Genomic DNA, 18,095 nt, shown 5'->3' on the forward strand with positions numbered 1-18,095 from the left:
TTTCTTTAAATTATTACTATTGCTTGATTTTTCCTTCAAAAAATCGTAAATTGCTAACCAAAATTATAGATTTACTCGACAACAGGTTAATAGTTTATGGATTACTTAGAAGGTTTGAACGAGCCCCAAAGACAGGCAGTTATCTTTACAGATGGACCATTGATGATTATTGCAGGGGCTGGCTCAGGGAAAACACGTGTACTTACTTACAGAATAGCACATCTTATTTATCATGGGGTTGATCCTTACAATATTTTAGCTCTTACTTTTACTAACAAAGCCGCCAATGAAATGCGTGAACGTATTGAAAAGGTGATCGGAGAAGATGCTAAAAACATTTGGATGGGAACTTTCCACTCTATTTTTGCCAAAATACTACGCATTGAAGGTGATAAAATAGGCTATACCAGAGATTTTAGTATTTATGATACGGAAGACACCAAATCGTTGATTAAAAGTATTGTAAAAGAGTTGAATCTTGATGATAAACTCTACAAGGCATCTACAGTATATAGCAGAATTTCAGGGGCTAAGAATAGATTGGTTTCCCATAAAGAATATACAAGCAATCCCATTTACAGAGCTGATGATGAGAGTTATCAGAGACCAGAAATAGGTAGAATCTATCAAATCTATCAAGAAAGGCTTTTTAAAGCCAATGCAATGGATTTTGATGATTTGCTATTCAATACCAATGTACTTTTCAGAGATCACTTGGATGTTCTTAACAAATACCAACACAAATTTAAGTATGTGATGGTAGATGAGTTTCAGGATACCAATATTTCTCAATACCTTATTACAAGAAAATTGGCATCTGTATATCAGAATATTGCTGTGGTGGGAGATGATGCACAAAGTATTTATGCTTTCAGAGGGGCTGATATTCAGAATATCTTAAACTTTGAAAGAGATTATCCCACACTCAAAACCATTCGTTTGGAACAAAATTACCGTTCCACAAAAACGATTGTACAAGCAGCCAATTCTGTTATCTCTAAAAACCAAGCCCAACTGAAAAAGAATGTTTGGACAAGCAACGAATCTGGTGATTTGATAGAGCTTGTAAAAGCTACTTCTGATGCAGAAGAGGGTAGAATGATAGCCCAATCTATCTTTGAAGATAAAATGCAGTTCAAATATAAAAATGCTGATTTTGCTATTTTATACAGAACCAACGCCCAATCTCGTTCTTTTGAAGAGGCTTTGCGTAGAATGGGAATTCGTTATCAGGTAGTTGGAGGACTTTCATTCTATCAACGCCGAGAAATTAAAGATTTGATAGCCTATTTGCGTTTTACTATCAATCATAATGACGAAGAAGCATTTAAACGTATTATTAATTTGCCCAAACGTGGTATAGGTGATACGACTATCGCCAAAGTGGTAGTAATTGCAGATGAGCAAAAAATTGCTATTTGGGATGTTTTGAGCAATGCTATGAAATATATTGGAGGTAGAGCAGCTATTGCTTTAGATAATTTTGCAATGCTTATCAAAACCTTCGAGATTGCAGCAAATCAGAAAAATGCTTATGATGCAGCTCTTGAAATAGCTAAAAACTCTGGTTTACTGAAAGAATTGTATGAAGATAAATCTATTGAAGGGCTTGCTCGTTACGAAAACGTACAAGAATTGCTCAATGCTATCAAAGAATTTGTAGATAATCCCGAAAATACAGATAAAAATATAGGAGCTTTCTTGCAAGAAGTGTCTTTATTGACTACGCTTGACGAAACAGCAGAAGAAGGCGAAGATGTGAAAGATACGGTTACACTCATGACTATTCACTCTGCCAAAGGCTTAGAGTTTAAAAATGTGTTTGTGGTGGGTATGGAAGAAGATTTATTTCCTTCGCAGATGATGATTGGTAGTCGTTCGGAATTGGAAGAAGAACGTAGATTGTTTTATGTAGCGATTACAAGGGCAGAAAAGAAATTAACACTGAGTTATGCATCTTCACGTTATCGTTTTGGACGAATCAAAGATTGTGAACCGAGTAGATTCTTAGATGAAATAGACCCTCGTTGCATTAAACAAAAAAGTGCTAGCCTAAAAAGTAGTTTTGGAGTAGGTGAGGAGTTGGGACTTAAAAACCTGATAAAAAGTAACAACACTACTCAACAGACAGTCGTAAAGAAAGCAACTTATAAACCATCTCCAGACTTCAAAGCAAGTGATACAACATACCTCTCAGCAGGAATGAAGGTAGAACATTTAAAGTTTGGTTATGGATTGGTATTAGAGGTTCAGGGAGAAGATAAAGACCGAAAAGCTCGTATCAATTTTGAGGAAGCAGGCGAAAAACTCTTGTTACTCAGCTTTGCCAAATTAAAAGTACACGACTAAGAAATTTTAGACAAGAGAATCAAGATACAAGACTTGATAAACTCTCCAAAAGTTATAAACTTTTGGAGAGTTTATATTTAAGGAATACTTTGTTCGCTATCATTGATGATGGGTTTGTCATCAATTTTTATCTTTCCAATAGGCTTTTTGAGGGTAACGATAAACTCATTGGCATTTTTGTACTTAAACAAATGATTTTGAGAAGCAAAGCTGTACGAAAATCCCATTGTAAAGGTAGGACTATTCATATCTAAAGCTAATGTATAAGCTTGATTATGAGCATACCAGCCACTAACGCCCCAAGAGCCATACCTAAAAAGTGTCCCTGAATTATCTGAGAAAAACCTTCTCAAACTTATCCCATAATTGGTAAAATCTACTCCATTTTGAATGATACTTCTTACATTTGGAATAAGAGCATATTTCTTGTTTTTCCAAGCTTCAAAACCTGCGATGAGTGTAGTACGAGGTTTTTCTGAAAATAGATAATTTTCTAAATAGCGTTCATTTTTTAACCAATTTGAACCCGAAACACCTATAAACCAACGTTGTCTGTAAGAATTATCTTGATAATTTTGGTAAACCATAGTTCCACCAGACCAGCCCAATACATAATTTGTTCCCAAAAGATTATCTTCTTTTTCTCTTGAACCTCCTTGTATTCCCAAAGCCAAAGAAATTTGTTTTGCTTTATAAACTGGCACATTAAAGGCTGCTAATAAATCGAAGGCTTGTACTTTTCCAAAATAATTTTGTCTATCTCTATAAACATTTATGCCAATTGTACCATAATGCTCTCCATTGTTCATAATTGGATATAATGCAGAAAGCATAATGGTTTTATGACTTAATCCAGAGGCAACAGCTTGTTTTCTACTATGAAAGCTTACACTTGCTTCTTTTTGCATACCTGCAAGAGCAGGATTTACTCCAAAAGCATTATAGTTGTAGAGATTATATCTAAAATCTTGAGCTTTAGTTGTTTGATAACAGAAAAAAACTAAAAAAATAGACAAAAAATATCTTTTGGAGTAATTTAAAATCATAATATTTTGGCGATTTCTTTGGCAAAATAAGAAAGAATAATATCTGCACCGGCTCTCTTAATACTCAAAAGAGCTTCTAAAATAGCTTTTTCACCAAGCCAGCCGTTGGCAATAGCAGCTTTGAGCATGGCATATTCGCCACTTACGTTGTATGCAGCGATTGGAATATCAAAATTATCTTTAAGTAAACGAATTACATCCAAATAAGGAAGAGCAGGCTTTACCATAAGCATATCAGCACCCTCTTCGTAGTCTAAAGATGCCTCTAAAAGAGCTTCCTTATAATTTGCAGGGTTCATTTGATAGGTTTTCTTATCTCCAAATTTAGGAGCAGACTCTAACGCATCTCTGAAAGGGCCATAAAAAGCACTTGCATATTTGGCTGTATAGGCTAAAATAGAAACATTGGTATATCCATTGGCATCTAAAGTATTCCTAAGATAACCTACACGCCCATCCATCATATCTGAGGGGGCAATGCAATCTGTACCTGCCTGAGCTTGAGCCAAAGCCATTTTTCCTAAAGCCTCAAGCGTTTCATCATTTAAAATTTCGCCATTGCGTACTATGCCATCATGTCCGTCAGAACTGTAAGGGTCAAGGGCAATGTCTGTAAAAAGCATAACATCAGGAAAATTCTTTTTGATTTCTCTGATAGCTTTTAAATACAAGCCATTTTCATTGTAACTCTCTGTACCAACACTATCTTTCAGGCTTTCTTCTATCTGAGGGAAGGGAGCAAAAGCCTTGATACCCAAATTTCTACATTCATTAATTTCATCCAAAAGTGTATCCAACGAAAATCGGTAGATATTGGGCATTGATGGGATTTCAACTTTTTTATTTGTACCCTCACACAAAAACACAGGAAATATAAAATCATTTTTAGATAGCCAAGTTTCTTGTGTAAGGTTACGAATTACCTCATTTTTACGGTTTCTACGAGGGCGACGAGATAAAAACATATTTTTTATTGCTTATTATTTGCAATCATATTAAATAATGAAGTCAATTGGTCTTTAAGGTCTTTGCGATGCACAATGAAATCCAAAAATCCATGTTCCAATACAAATTCAGAAGTTTGGAAACCAGAAGGCAAATCTCTACCAATGGTTTCTCTGATAACTCTTGGTCCTGCAAAGCCAATCAAAGCACCTGGTTCAGCAATATTGAAGTCTCCAAGCATAGCATAAGAGGCTGTTACACCACCCGTTGTAGGGTCAGTGAGCAACGAAACATAAGGTACACCAGCTTTATCCAAAAGAGCTAATTTAGCAGAAGTTTTAGCCATTTGCATAAGTGAAAAGCCAGCTTCCATCATACGAGCTCCACCTGAACGAGAAATCATCAGGAAGGGTAATTTATTGGCTAAAGCATGGTCAATAGCTCTTGAGATTTTTTCGCCTACCACAGAACCCATTGAGCCACCAATGAAACTAAAATCCATACAAGCCACAACAATTTCTACACCATTCATTTTGCCATGAGCAGTACGTACAGCATCTTTGAGGTTTGTTTTCTTTTGAGAATCTTTAACACGACTGGGATAGTCTTTGGTATCGAAGAATTTGAGAGGGTCAGCAGAACTCATTGTAGCATCAAGCTCAGTGAATTCGTTGTTATCAAATAAAACTTCAAAATACTCTTCAGAACCAATGCGTTCGTGGTGTCCACAATTAAGGCAAGTATAAAAATTTTCTTGAAGTTCTCGAGTAAGCATTACTTTTTTACACGAAGGGCATTTGTACCATAATCCATCAGGAGATTCTTTCTTTTGTGATGTAGGAGTCTGGATACCTTTTTCTTGTCTAATAAACCAACTACTCATTTGTTTTTTTGTTAATATAAATGGTTGAAAATCTAATTCTTTGCAATATTTTTACAGAAAAATGCCTCCAAAAATACAAAGTTTTTTCAAAAAAACGGATTTTGAGGCTAAAACTTTACACAAATTATGCAAATCACCTATACACCTTATACATTTGATTTCAAATTTGAGGCAGGTACCTCAAGAGGAGTCCTTACGCAAAAAAAGAATTATTTTATTAAAATAGTTGATAAACAAGGAAATACAGGTATAGGAGAGGTGAATGTACTCAAAGGCTTGAGTATAGATGACAGAGAAGACTTTAAAGAAAAATTGGAAATTATCTTAAAACAATATCAGGAAAACGAAATAGATGAACACTTACTAAACAAATTTCCTTCAGTTCGTTTTGCCCTTGAAACAGCTCAAAAAGACCTTGAAAATGGAGGTAATAAAATTATTTATCCTACAAAATTTACGGAAGGGACACATTTTATTCCTATCAATGGGCTGATATGGATGGGAAATAAAGAGCATATGCTTTCACAAATTGCAGAAAAAGTGAAATCTGGTTTCAATTGTCTCAAAATGAAGATTGGAGCAATCAATTTTGAAGAGGAACTCGAAATTTTACGTTTCATCCGAAAAGAGTTTTCAGAAAAAGATATGATTCTAAGGGTAGATGCCAATGGTGCTTTTAGCCCAGAAACAGCTTTGGAAAAACTCAAAAAACTATCTGATTTTCAGCTACATTCTATTGAGCAACCCATACAACCCACGCAATACGAACAAATGGCATATTTGTGTGAACATTCGCCTGTCCCCATTGCTTTAGATGAAGAATTAATTGGTATTCAAGATTATAATGAAAAAAAGAAACTCTTAGAAACTCTCAAACCTCCTTATATTATTTTGAAACCTGCTTTGCTTGGTGGCTTTCAGAAGAGTGAAGAATGGATTGAATTGGCTGAAAAACAGCAGATAAATTGGTGGGTTACTTCAGCTCTAGAAGGTAATATCGGACTCAATGCTATTGCCCAATGGACAAGCCATTTGGCTTACAAAGGGCATCAGGGGCTTGGAACAGGGCAACTCTACACCAACAACATTCCAAGCCCATTGGTAGTGGATAAAGGCCTTTTAAAATATGATAAAACATTTGGTTGGGGAAAGGTTTAATTCTTCTTCAAATCCCTTACCAATTGAGAGCAGAATAGGAATTCTTGTAACGAAGGAACTTCTGTATCTAAAATGTTATGCTTTGTACCTTCCCAAACTTTTAAACCTTTGTATAAGAACATGATATAATCGCCAATACCCATTACAGAGTTCATATCGTGGGTAACGACTACTGTGGTGGTTTGGTATTCTTCTGTAATTTCTTGGATAAGTTCATCAATTTTGATTGCTGTGAGAGGGTCTAGACCAGAGTTGGGTTCGTCACAGAATAAATACTTGGAATTGAGAACAATAGCTCTTGCAATACCTACACGTTTTTTCATACCACCCGAAATTTCTGAAGGCATGCGTTTGGCTGCATGATCAAGCCCAACACGTTTCAAACAAAATGCTACTCTATCTTCTTTTTCGCTTTTACTCATGTTGGTAAGCATGTGTAAAGGAAAAATTACATTTTCTTCTACGGTTTTGGAGTCGAAAAGGGCAGAACCTTGAAAGAGCATTCCTATTTCCTGACGAATATCTCGTTTGGTTTCATTATCGCCATCAGTAAAATCTCTACCATCAAACAAAACAGAGCCTTGTTCGGGATGAATGAGTCCTACAATACATTTTAAAAGTACACTTTTTCCTGTTCCACTACCACCAATAATAAGGCTACATTTCCCTTTTTCAAATGCACCATTGATATTATCTAAAATCGTTCTTCCTTCAAACGATTTACATACATTTTTAATTTCTATCATAGCTTTCTGTAACTAATGCTCAAAAATAGGTTTATTTCCTCAAACAAACAAAAAACGATTCTACTTTGGAACTTTCTTTTTGTTGAAAATGTATTAATAAAAGAATAAACAAAAGCCTCAAAAATGAGTTTTATTTTTTTGAGAAATGTTTTTTGTTCAAAATAAAAGTTCTATTATATAAAAAATTAAAATCATGGGTAAAAAAACTGTAGAAATCACAGATGCAAACTTTCAAGACATTATCAACTCTGATGTGCCTGTACTTGTAGATTTTTGGGCTGAATGGTGTGGTCCTTGTTTGATGCTTGGTCCAACTGTTGAAGAATTGGCTGAAGAAATGGAGGGTAAAGCAATTGTAGGTAAATTGAATGTAGATTTGAACCCCAACGTTACGGCTCAGTTTGGTGTAAGAAGCATCCCAACCTTGCTTGTATTTAAGGGTGGAGAGATGATCAACAAACAAGTAGGAGTTGTTCCTAAAGCAACATTAGCAAAAATGTTAGAAGTATAAAAAAAGAGGCTTTCAGCCTCTTTTTTATTGTATCTATTTTTTGCCTTTTACAACAGGGGCGATAATTACAATCATCTTTTTGCCTTCCATTTGCAGGGCGTGTTCGGGTTTGCCAAAATCTGCGAGTTGCTCAATGAATTTCTTCAAAATCTGCTCTCCACGTTCTTTAAAAACAATCGTTCTACCAACAAATTGTACATAAGCTCTTACTTTTGAACCTTCTTTAAGAAAACTTTCAGCATGTTTGAGCTTGAAGTTGAAATCGTGGTCATCAGTGTTAGGTCCAAATCTAATTTCTTTCACAATTGTCTTCTGAGCCTTTGCCTTCATTTCTTTCTGCTTCTTCTTATGCTCATACTTAAATTTGGAATAATCCACAATTCTACAAATAGGTGGGTCAGATTTTGCATTGATTTCCACCAAATCCAAGCCTTGCTCTTGTGCAATACTTAGTGCATCTTTGATGTCATAGACACCTACTTCTACGTTTTCGCCTACCAAACGAACTTGCGAAACTCTGATTTTTTCGTTTATTCGGAATAGCTCCTCTTCTTTGCCCTTCCGAAAGGGTGTTCTTGGATTAATAATGACCTCCTTTTTTAGTTGAAATTATAATTGCAAATATGTACAAAAAAGATGCAAATGGCAATATATTAACAAGAAAAATTAAATAAATAGTAGAATATTTTTTGATGATGGGAATGATTAGCTCAAGTTTTACAGAAATGAGAAAGAAAAAAAGGATAAGGAGAAAGTCTTTTTTCTTACTTGTTATTACCTTTTTCTAATCAAAGGTTTTGTGAAAAGAAAAAATACCTGTAATTTTGCAGAAATTTTATTTTGTATGAAAGCTTGGCTCAAAGCCTTTCGCCTCAGAACGCTTCCCTTAGCTCTTACCAGTATTGGTATGGGTGCTATTTTAGCGACTATGTACCAAAAATTTAATATTTTTGTATTTCTCTTGAGCATTCTTACGACGATTTTCCTGCAAATTCTTTCTAACATCGCAAACGACTATGGCGACTCTGTCAGTGGTGTGGATAGCATGGAAAGAGAAGGGCCTACCCGAACAGTACAGACTGGAGAAATCTCAAAATCTACGATGAAAAAAGCAATATTTATATTTATTGCTTTGAGTTTCATCTCAGGGATAAGCCTTTTGTATATGGCATTTTTTTACACTCAAACAGAAAATTCTTGGCAATATTTCCTTAGCTTTTTAGGAATAGGCTTGTTGGCTATTGTGGCAGCCATTGCCTATACTGTGGGCAAACGCCCTTATGGTTATATGGGCTTAGGTGATTTATCTGTTTTGTTGTTTTTTGGTTGGGTAGGTGTGATAGGCTCCTTTTTCTTGCATACACATACTTTTGAGTGGGATCTGCTTCTGCCTGCAACTTCGTGTGGACTGTTCTCGGTGGCTGTACTCAATGTAAATAATATCAGAGATATTGAATCAGACAAAAAAGCTGGAAAAAACTCTATTCCTGTTCGTTTAGGAAGAGAAAAAGCTGTTTTATATCATTATTTTATCTTAGGAACTTCCATTTTATTTACACTATTGTATGCTATGAAGCATTTTCAAGAGTGGTATCAATATGCCTTTTTACTAACAATACCTTTGCTAATTCGTAATGCATGGGCTGTAAAAAAACTAAAAGGATTAGCTTTAGATCCTTTTTTAAAACAAATGGCTTTAACAGCTCTTTTATATGTCATTACCTTTGGTTTAGGAATCTGGCTTCGGTCTTGAAACCCAAAATATTTTTAATTAACTTTGCGTCCAATTTTAGAAAACATCAAAGCATTTCGTAAAAATCCAATGAAAATCAACCTCACACAATCCGAAAAATTTGAAAACCGTCATCACGGATATTTTGGAAAAGATTTCCAAGAAATGTTGGCTACTGTAGGAGTGAAATCGTTAGACGAACTCATTGAACAAACCGTACCGGCTTCTATCCGCCTCAAATCGCCCTTGAAAGTAACAGAGCCACAAGGCGAACACGAGTTTTTACAAAATTTCAAAAAAATAGCTCAAAAAAATAAGGTTTTCAAATCTTATATCGGAATGGGTTATTACGATACTTTTACACCCAATGTTATTCTACGCAATATATTAGAAAATCCAGCTTGGTACACAGCCTACACACCTTATCAGGCAGAAATTGCTCAAGGTCGTTTGGAGGCTCTTATCAATTACCAAACAATGGTGATTGACCTTACAGGTATGGAAATTGCCAATGCGTCTCTTTTGGATGAGGCAACAGCAGCAGCAGAAGCCATGAACATGCTTTATGCTCAGAAAAAAGCTGAAAAGAAAGATGCCCATACTATTTTTGTATCACAAGAATTATTCCCACAAACCATTGATGTACTCAAAACAAGAGCGATTCCTGTGGGTATCAATATTGAGGTGGGTGACCATAACAAAGTAGATTTAACTCGTAAAGATTTGTATGCTGTTTTTGTACAATATCCTGCTCAAAATGGAGATGTGTACGATTACACTGATTTTATAGCAACAGCCAAAGAACAAAACGTATTTGTAGCTGTAGCTTCCGATTTACTGGCTCTTACAATCTTGAAATCACCAGGTGAAATGGGTGCTGATGTGGTGATAGGTAGCTCTCAGCGTTTTGGTGTACCTATGGGTTATGGTGGACCTCATGCTGCATTTTTCGCTACAAAAGAAGAATACAAACGCCATATACCTGGCCGTATTATTGGTGTTTCTATTGATGCTCATGGAAATAAAGCGTACAGAATGGCTCTCCAGACTCGTGAGCAACATATTCGTCGTGAAAAAGCAACTTCCAATATCTGTACAGCCCAAGTATTACTTTCTGTAATGGCTGGTATGTATGGTGTATATCATGGAGCAGAAGGTTTGCAACAAATTGCACAAAAAGTTTATGGATTGGCTGAACTCTTGAAAAAAGGATTAACAAGCCTTGGCTACACAGTTCAAAACCAAAACCATTTTGATACACTTAAAATAGCTGTAACTGATAAAACGGCTATCCAGAAAATAGCTGAAGCCAAAGAAGTAAACTTCCGTTATTTTGAAAATGAAAATTCAATATCTGTTGCTTTAGACGAAACTACGACAATAGCAGATATTAAAGTTGTTTTACAAATTTTAGCAGAAGCAAAAAATACAAATTTAAGTTTTGATGTAGAGCAAGAAAGTCAAAATATTAGCTTGAGCCTGCCCGAAAACTTAGTGAGAAAGTCATCTTACATGACTCATCCTGTTTTCAATACGTATCATACTGAGCATGAAATGCTTAGATACATGAAACAGCTTGAAAACAAAGATTTATCATTGGTACATTCTATGATTTCTTTGGGTAGCTGTACCATGAAACTCAATGCTACTGCCGAAATGATTCCTGTTACTTGGGCTGAAATGGGTAAAATACATCCTTTTGTACCTCAATATCAGGCTTTAGGCTATAAAGAAATGATAGACTCTCTTTCTACTTGGCTTGCTGAAATTACTGGTTTTGATGCTGTTTCGATGCAACCCAATTCAGGAGCTCAAGGAGAGTATGCTGGTCTGATGGTGATTCGTGCTTACCACGAAAGTAGAGGAGAAGGACACAGAAACATAGCTCTGATTCCTGCTTCGGCTCATGGAACGAACCCTGCTTCGGCTGTCATGGCTGGTATGCATGTGGTAGTTACCAAAACAGATGAAAACGGAAATATTGATGTAGCTGATTTAAAAGCAAAAGCAGAGCAATACAAAGATAGTCTTTCTTGTTTGATGGTTACGTATCCCTCAACACATGGTGTGTTTGAAGAATCTATCCAAGAAATATGTGCTTTGATACACAGTTATGGTGGACAAGTATATATGGATGGTGCAAACATGAATGCTCAGGTAGGGCTTACTTCACCTGGTAACATTGGTGCTGATGTTTGTCACTTGAATTTACATAAAACATTCTGTATTCCTCACGGTGGTGGTGGACCTGGTATGGGACCTATCTGTATGAAGGCTCATTTGGCTCCATTTATGGCAAACCATAGTGTTGTGAAATTTTTAGATAATAATATGTCGGCTGTTTCGGCTGCACCTTTTGGTAGCTCAAGCATTTTAGCGATTTCTTATACCTATATTGCTATGATGGGAGGAGCAGGCTTGACAAGAGCTACACAAATGGCTATTTTGAATGCTAACTACATCAAAGAACGTTTGGCAGGTCATTATCCTGTATTGTACTCTGGAAAAAATGGCAGAGCAGCTCACGAAATGATTTTAGATTGCAGACCCTTCAAAGCGTTTGGTGTTGAAGCAGAAGATATTGCAAAACGTTTGATGGATTATGGTTTCCATGCTCCTACACTTTCTTTCCCTGTGGCAGGTACACTCATGGTAGAACCTACAGAAAGTGAAAGCAAAGCAGAATTAGACCGTTTCTGTGATGCCATGATTGAAATTAGAAATGAAATCAGAGAAATTGAGCAGGGTAAATATGACCAAAAAGTAAATGTGCTTAAAAATGCACCTCATACAGCTCAAATAGCTCTTGCAGAAAACTGGACGTTGCCTTACACTCGTGAAAAAGCTGTATTCCCGCTTGCATACGTGAAGAAAACCAAGTTCTGGCCTGCTGTAAGCCGTATTGATAGTGCTTACGGTGATAGAAATCTGATTTGTAGCTGTATTCCTGTAGAGGCATACGCTCAAGAAGAAAAAACAGCAGGTGCAACTGCTTAGTAATTTGATTAAAATGATAAAAGTCTCTAAAAATTAATTTTTAGAGACTTTTTATTTATTTCATTTTTTGCCTGAGACTACTTTTAGTTCTTCAAACATACAATTTCTATCTTTATCTAAAAGATACAAAGTATCTTTATTTTCTAAAATTATACAAGATTGTTCAAAGGAAAAATCTTCATCTACATTAATACTATAACCAACTAAATCTCCTTTATTATTAAAAAGATTCATCCTTTCTATAATACCATTTTCATTTGAGTCAAAAGTTTCACTACTTTTATATCCTTTGACATAGCCAACACTTTTTTCAAAATTCAAATCGTAATTTCTATCATAAGAAATGGTAGTAACATCTGATGATTTTTTTAGAACAGTCTTTAAAGCTGTGGCGTCTATATTCCAGTGATAAGTATAATTTTTATCTTCTTGATAGTTTTTATTAGCATACCAATAGCGAAGAGCCACAAGAGTCATAACAATAGCATAAATAACTAAAAATGTTTGAGTACGATTTTTCTTTGCTTTTGGAGCTTTGTCGATTTCTGTGTTTGTACAATTATTTTCAGTTATTTCACTACTCAATTCTGAGTCAGAATATTCTTTTTTTTCTAAAAAACTTTCTACTTTCTCACTGTCCTGCTCTAAAACGGTTATTTCTCCATATATTCCAACAAAATTTAAAGAAGGATATAAATTATTTTCTACTCGACGAGCTATATACCATATTTTATTAGCCTCTAAAAGAGCCACTAATTTAAAATATGTAAGTTCATTGTCTATTTTAAAAATTACTTTTTCGTTTTGATTTTCCATAGATTCAATTCTATTTTTGAGCTTCTTCAACTTCTTTTATAAGCAAATTGGCAAGAACTGTTTTGTTTTGGAGGCTATATAAGTTTATAAGATAATTACAAACAAGGAGATATTCAGAGTGTTTTTTGCCATAAATTTTCTCTAAAATGTTTTTTGCACTCAAAAATAAAGGTTCAGCCTCTTTAAATTTTTTCTGTTCGTAGAGATTAATAGCAAGACTACTTGTTGCTATTGCATAATCGGGGTGTTCCTTACCCAAGAGCTTTTCTTGGATATTTTTTACTTCTACAAGTAAAGGCTCAGCTTTTGTATATTGTTTTTGAACATAATAAACATCAACAGCTAATTTGTTGCACATTAGGGCATATTCTCTGCTTTCCTTTCCTGATTTTTTCTCGGCAAGGGTTCTGGCTTCTTTGTAAAGGGCTTCTGCTTTGGGGAATTGTTGTTGTTTGCAATACAGATAAGCTAAGGAATTGCTTGTTTTAGCATATTTTTCATCTGTTTTACCAAACTCTTTTTCAGCCTGCTTTAATGCCTGCTCATAAACACTAAGGGCATCTGTAAAATTACCAGCTCTGTAAGCTTGTAAAGCTTGTTCATTTAGTTTTTCCCAATTGTTTTGAGCCTTGAGTGAAAATGAAAAACACAATGATATGAAAATAAGAAGTTTGTACATGAATTATAGTGTTAAATGGTGAATTACAAATGCTAAATTTTAAATGGTAAATAATTGAAAATAAGTTGTGTCTTTTCTCCTTTTTCCTTTCTCTTGCTTCCTGTTAAATTTACTCTCCCACAAGTTTCTGAACACCTAAAAATGCCCAGTCTATGGCAAGTCCAAAAACAATACCAAAGCCAAAACCATAGTTGATGAGTTGTTTGAAATACAAACCTGCAAAACTATTAAAAAGTTCTTCCACTTCTTTGGGATGCATGGATTCAATTTCTTGCACCACAACTCTGTGTAAATCAATGGATAATAGTAATTGAGGTAAGTTTTCATCTAACGCTTCAAAAACAGCTTCAAGTATCTGAAAAGTAAAATATTCTTTTGTTTCAGGATGAATAAGTTTTAATGTTTTGGGCAGTATTTCATCTGCAATATCTTGAATACTTGTTTTTAAAAGCTCCTTTATTTCAGGCTTTTGAAGCATTTCTTGCATGACTTTGTGCAAGTCTTTATGCAAAGTATCTGTAGCAATATACTGATTAAGAGGCTGTTGTTTTAAATGCTTAAAAGCTTCATCTATCCATTTACTTTTTTCTTCTTCAAAAACAGGAGTTGCCAAAATATGAGTTACGATCTTCTTGGCTATGAGCTGGCTATCTTCATGTATCCAATGTTGTGAGTAGTTTTCAGCAAATTGTTTAAAATTTTCTGTCAAAAAGTTACTTGTTTTTGAAATCAATTGATTGTTAGGGTTTGATAAAATCCCCTTGATATGCCCTTGAATGAGCTTTATTTCTGACTGAAACGTATTTTCAAGGTTTTGAATGCCAAAAATATCTTCGTTTTTGATAAAATCGAGTAGGGGAGTTTCAAGCAGACTATATTCTAAAAATATTTCAGCTACTTTTCCTGTGGCTTCTTGCAAATCAGGATTTGATAAAAAACCTTCAATCCAACGTTTTAAAGAGTTTTCGTTTACACCCAACTGCAAATTTTCCAAATGGATTTCACCAATATAATTTACTTCTTGTTTGACAAGCTGAATCAGATCAGGCATTTGTTTCTTGAAAAAGTTTGGAATACCATAGGTAGCAAGCTCCAAAACAGTTTCTCTAATCACTGTTTTGTAAATAAACGCTGCTTTGTTTTCTTGATAAGCTCTTTCATAAACTTCGTTGGCAAGTTCTCTTTTATTTTCAGCAAGCCAGTCAATACCTTTTTGCAAGAGTTGTTCAATGAGGTTTAAAGAATTTTCTTGTAAAAACTGGACAAGTCTGCCACCCAAAATTTCTGAAATTTTCTTCTGTGGGTCTATTTCTTGTTCCAAACGTTTTGCTAAACCGTTGTAAATTTGTTCTTGCGTATTTGTACTACTCATGCGTGTACGCAAGAAATTTGCAAAATTACGTTTGATATTTTCAATTTGGTCTTTTTGTAAAACTTCTGAAATCCTCTTTTCTACAAGTTTCTGATAACGAGCCAACAAGTACTTTTTGAGAGCAGGAAGCCATTTTTCCGTAGAATCTTCGTTACTGAACACCTCAGCTTGATTCCTAAAGAATTTTTGAAGAGCCTCTTCCGTTTTTGTCCATGTATTGGCAGGCAAAATTCCCGCTAAACTTTTTGGAGGATTTTGCCCTAGATTTAATACTTTGGCAATGGTATCATCAGCTTGGGCTTGAAGACGGTCATTGGATAAATACGCCTTGAACCGATTTTTTAACTGGCTTGTATCTGTTTGAGCCAAATTCTGATTCAAAAGGGTTTCTATTTTTCCTTCAATTGCTTTATAAAGATTTTCTTGTTTATTATCTAAATAATTTAGTGTTTTTGTTTGTAAATAATTGGTAATATTATTTTGATTTTTGGAGATAATACCCTCTAAAAGACCATATTCGTTTTTCTGAATGAGCTCAAGCAAAGAAGTTCTCAAAACCTTTCTGCTTCCATGAAAATTACTAATGATGCTTTCTTTCTGTAAAAGGTTATCTTTTACAAAACGCCCCATATTTTGGGCAAATTTACTTTTGTTTTTGGTAATTACCCCAGGTGTAAATGGAAGCGTAATTCCTGCAAGTTTTTTCTTTTCGTAGGGTCTGAAAATCATTTTGAGGGCAAGCCAGTTGGTGCCATAACCAGTGATACCATACACCAAACCATTGACAGTATTGCCTAAATACACATTTTCCATTTGTGGGATTGCAAGCAAAGCCCCTCCAGCCACACCACCCAATAAAGCTCCTAACATATTGATAGGTCCAAGCTCTTTACCCATGAAGTTTTCAACCATATCCCTGATTTTTTCGGGTGGTTGTGAACTCAAATTCTGTTTTACAAGAATTTCAATTCTGCCTTTTAAAAGGGTCTCAAGTTCTAAAAGTAATGTTTCTTGTAAATATTTTGCTGTTTGTTGATGTAGTGTTTCATCAGCATTGAGAAAAGATAAATAATTTTGTAGAGGCTGATGCGAAAATTCTTGCCAAAAACCTTGCAAAGCCTTCTGGACTTCCTTACTGATTTGCTCAACTACTTTTTGAGTTTGGTTTTCTGAAAAAAGCTCATCAATACGAATTTTTTGTAAGTTCTCCTGAATAATTTTTTCTAAATTCTTGCTCAAATTTTCTTTAATAGTATTATCTACCAATGTATCTTTTGCTTTCTGGGTAAGCCATTGAGCCAAATTATTAAAATCTGTGTTAGAAAAAATGCTTTCAAGAGCATTTTGAGAAAAGGTAGCTTGTTTTTCCTTGATTTTTTGAATGATAAAATCTTCTAAATGAACTTCTTGTAATAAGTTATACAACCAATTACCACTTTTGAGTTTATCAAGCTGTTTCTGAATGAAATTCTCTATTTGCGAGGAACTAATAAAATCCCCCATATTTTTATCTAAATAACTATCTAAAAATGAGGGTTTTATTTGTATAAGTAATTGATTGAAATTTTGCCCAATAGCATTGCTTAAAAAATCAATAACTTTTTGGGGTTCTACTTGCGAAATGATTTTACTAATGGTATTGGATTTCAGATAATCTACCAAATAATTGGTAGCTATTTGGGCAAGTTCACCTGCATCATATTTTTCAATATAATTGATGATTTTCTTAACAACCTCAGCATTTTCGCTCACACTACCAATAAAAATATCAAGAAGCCAATCTTGTAAAGCAAATTGAGTATTATTTCTAAATGTCTGATCTATTAAACTATCAATTTTTGGCTTTTGTTCTTGAATAAAAACAATGAAAGTCTGTAAAATTTTTGGTAACTGCTTTCTTAAGAAATTTTCAAAATTCCTCTCAAGAGTAGGGCTAAGTAATTCAAAAACAGTTGTTTGTTCTTTTTGTAATGTTTGTAAAATAAATTTTGAAAGTGTTTGAATAATCAAATTACCTTTATTGGAATTGAGCAAATTAGAAATTTGCACAAGCACTTCTTGCAGAACACTATGCCATTGCTCTTGAGAGATGAGACTTTTAATGGGTTTTTGAGCAAGACTTTGGCTTAAAAATCTGACAAATACATCTAAATCTGCTTGTTGTAAAATGTCTTGCGAAAAAGTTGTGTATTTGGTACTTTCTACTAAAAAATTATAATAAGCCTCTACAATTTTTGTAAAATCTTCTGAAACTTTTTTGACCAAATCATCTCCAAATATCTCTAAAAGACTTTGTTTGCTAATGGATTTCAGTAAGTTCTCTAATGAGAGCTGAATATCAATTTTTTCGGGTAAGAGTAATAGCTCATGAGTTGTATTTTTAGCTAAAGCCTGAATTTGCTCGTCAGAAACTACTTTTGTAAACTCTATTTCTTTTAAAAAATTACTAAAATTTTGATGAATGGTATGATTGAAGGCATTTACTAAACTACCAGAAATATTTTCCCAAGAATTTTGAGCCATAGGCACATCTGCCATCGAAAGGTTAGAAAGCAGATTTTTTAAATGGTTTTTATAAAAATCTTGTACACTTAGCTCAACAGATTTTCTAAAGTCTTCATTTTGGAATTCTTTAGAGAGTGTATGATGATTAATGATTTCTTTTTCAACGAGTTTGCTGATATTTTCAACGAATTGTTCATGAGTCTTGAGAACAATTCCTCCCAAACCAAAGCGTTTTTTGAATAGCATCTGGACTGCCAAATCGTTGGTGATATACCCCACAAAAGACCCAGAAACTATTTTTGCAAGCGATTCTATAATCATAGCTGATACTTTAACCTATTCAAAAATATGGAATA

Annotated in this window: 12 protein-coding genes and 1 pseudogene; 5 read left to right on the forward strand and 8 right to left on the reverse strand. The window is 34.5% G+C overall.

Features of this window, described 5'->3' with window-relative positions; translation table 11 throughout:
• Positions 1-96 precede the first annotated feature (96 nt).
• Entirely contained in the window at positions 97-2,349 is a 2,253-nt protein-coding gene (locus AD998_10265; GenBank protein ID KOY86477.1) for an ATP-dependent DNA helicase, read from the forward strand.
• Positions 2,350-2,426: 77 nt separating this feature from the next.
• Here the strand turns inward: AD998_10265 and AD998_10270 are convergent, their stop codons facing one another.
• The 3 genes from AD998_10270 to AD998_10280 are packed head-to-tail and all read right to left on the reverse strand — an operon-like array spanning position 2,427 to position 5,223.
• Positions 2,427-3,395 carry a hypothetical protein gene (locus AD998_10270; GenBank protein ID KOY86478.1) on the reverse strand — a complete coding sequence of 323 codons (969 nt, stop codon included), beginning with the start codon at positions 3,393-3,395 and terminating at the stop codon, positions 2,427-2,429.
• Positions 3,392-4,360: a delta-aminolevulinic acid dehydratase gene (locus tag AD998_10275; protein ID KOY86479.1), complete on the reverse strand. Its 969-nt coding sequence runs from the start codon at positions 4,358-4,360 to the stop codon at positions 3,392-3,394. Before AD998_10275 ends, AD998_10270 begins: the two co-directional genes overlap by 4 nt.
• 5 nt (positions 4,361-4,365) lie before the next feature.
• Complete coding sequence (locus tag AD998_10280; GenBank protein ID KOY86480.1) at positions 4,366-5,223, reverse strand: hypothetical protein; 858 nt, start codon at positions 5,221-5,223, stop codon at positions 4,366-4,368.
• 126 nt (positions 5,224-5,349) lie between these two features.
• On the opposite strand from AD998_10280, the gene AD998_10285 reads away from it, so the two are divergent.
• Positions 5,350-6,381, forward strand: coding sequence for an o-succinylbenzoate synthase (locus AD998_10285; protein KOY86481.1), 1,032 nt, complete (start codon positions 5,350-5,352; stop codon positions 6,379-6,381).
• Here the strand turns inward: AD998_10285 and AD998_10290 are convergent.
• Positions 6,378-7,127, reverse strand: a complete 750-nt coding sequence (locus AD998_10290; GenBank protein ID KOY86482.1) for a phosphonate ABC transporter ATP-binding protein — start codon at positions 7,125-7,127, stop codon at positions 6,378-6,380. The two genes, AD998_10285 and AD998_10290, sit on opposite strands and share 4 nt — an antisense overlap.
• Before the next feature lie 193 nt (positions 7,128-7,320).
• Between AD998_10290 and AD998_10295 the strand changes: the two genes are divergently transcribed.
• Positions 7,321-7,638 carry a thioredoxin gene (locus AD998_10295; protein KOY86483.1) on the forward strand — a complete coding sequence of 106 codons (318 nt, stop codon included), beginning with the start codon at positions 7,321-7,323 and terminating at the stop codon, positions 7,636-7,638.
• A gap of 33 nt (positions 7,639-7,671) precedes the next feature.
• Here the strand turns inward: AD998_10295 and AD998_10300 are convergent, their stop codons facing one another.
• Complete coding sequence (locus tag AD998_10300; GenBank protein KOY86484.1) at positions 7,672-8,223, reverse strand: translation initiation factor IF-3; 552 nt, start codon at positions 8,221-8,223, stop codon at positions 7,672-7,674.
• A 259-nt stretch (positions 8,224-8,482) separates the two neighbouring features.
• Here AD998_10300 and AD998_10305 point away from each other — a divergent pair, with 259 nt between their 5' ends.
• Together AD998_10305 and AD998_10310 are read left to right on the forward strand one after the other, a co-directional pair.
• Complete coding sequence (locus tag AD998_10305) at positions 8,483-9,391, forward strand: 1,4-dihydroxy-2-naphthoate octaprenyltransferase (protein KOY86485.1); 909 nt, start codon at positions 8,483-8,485, stop codon at positions 9,389-9,391.
• Positions 9,392-9,460: 69 nt separating this feature from the next.
• Positions 9,461-12,367, forward strand: a complete 2,907-nt coding sequence (locus tag AD998_10310) for a glycine dehydrogenase (GenBank protein ID KOY88145.1) — start codon at positions 9,461-9,463, stop codon at positions 12,365-12,367.
• A gap of 60 nt (positions 12,368-12,427) precedes the next feature.
• Here AD998_10310 and AD998_10315 read toward each other — a convergent pair whose 3' ends face one another.
• From AD998_10315 to AD998_10325, 3 genes and pseudogenes are all read right to left on the reverse strand, one after another.
• Positions 12,428-13,183: a hypothetical protein gene (locus AD998_10315; protein ID KOY86486.1), complete on the reverse strand. Its 756-nt coding sequence runs from the start codon at positions 13,181-13,183 to the stop codon at positions 12,428-12,430.
• A gap of 112 nt (positions 13,184-13,295) precedes the next feature.
• Positions 13,296-13,862 (reverse strand): annotated as a pseudogene (locus tag AD998_10320) (hypothetical protein).
• A 109-nt stretch (positions 13,863-13,971) separates the two neighbouring features.
• A complete protein-coding gene (locus AD998_10325; protein KOY86487.1) occupies positions 13,972-18,060 on the reverse strand; it encodes a hypothetical protein in 4,089 nt (1,362 codons plus the stop codon).
• Positions 18,061-18,095 lie beyond the last annotated feature (35 nt).

It is taken from the genome of bacterium 336/3, assembly GCA_001281695.1.
In the GTDB taxonomy this organism is placed as follows: Bacteria; Bacteroidota; Bacteroidia; order Cytophagales; family Thermonemataceae; genus Raineya.

Coding starts and splice junctions, on each gene's coding strand:
- AD998_10325 (KOY86487.1), bottom strand. CDS start 18,060: ATGATTATAGAATCGCTTGCAAAAATAGTTTCTGGGTCTTTTGTGGGG.
- AD998_10280 (KOY86480.1), bottom strand. CDS start 5,223: ATGAGTAGTTGGTTTATTAGACAAGAAAAAGGTATCCAGACTCCTACA.
- AD998_10310 (KOY88145.1), top strand. CDS start 9,461: ATGAAAATCAACCTCACACAATCCGAAAAATTTGAAAACCGTCATCAC.
- AD998_10285 (KOY86481.1), top strand. CDS start 5,350: ATGCAAATCACCTATACACCTTATACATTTGATTTCAAATTTGAGGCA.
- AD998_10315 (KOY86486.1), bottom strand. CDS start 13,183: ATGGAAAATCAAAACGAAAAAGTAATTTTTAAAATAGACAATGAACTT.
- AD998_10265 (KOY86477.1), top strand. CDS start 97: ATGGATTACTTAGAAGGTTTGAACGAGCCCCAAAGACAGGCAGTTATC.
- AD998_10290 (KOY86482.1), bottom strand. CDS start 7,127: ATGATAGAAATTAAAAATGTATGTAAATCGTTTGAAGGAAGAACGATT.
- AD998_10295 (KOY86483.1), top strand. CDS start 7,321: ATGGGTAAAAAAACTGTAGAAATCACAGATGCAAACTTTCAAGACATT.
- AD998_10270 (KOY86478.1), bottom strand. CDS start 3,395: ATGATTTTAAATTACTCCAAAAGATATTTTTTGTCTATTTTTTTAGTT.
- AD998_10305 (KOY86485.1), top strand. CDS start 8,483: ATGAAAGCTTGGCTCAAAGCCTTTCGCCTCAGAACGCTTCCCTTAGCT.
- AD998_10275 (KOY86479.1), bottom strand. CDS start 4,360: ATGTTTTTATCTCGTCGCCCTCGTAGAAACCGTAAAAATGAGGTAATT.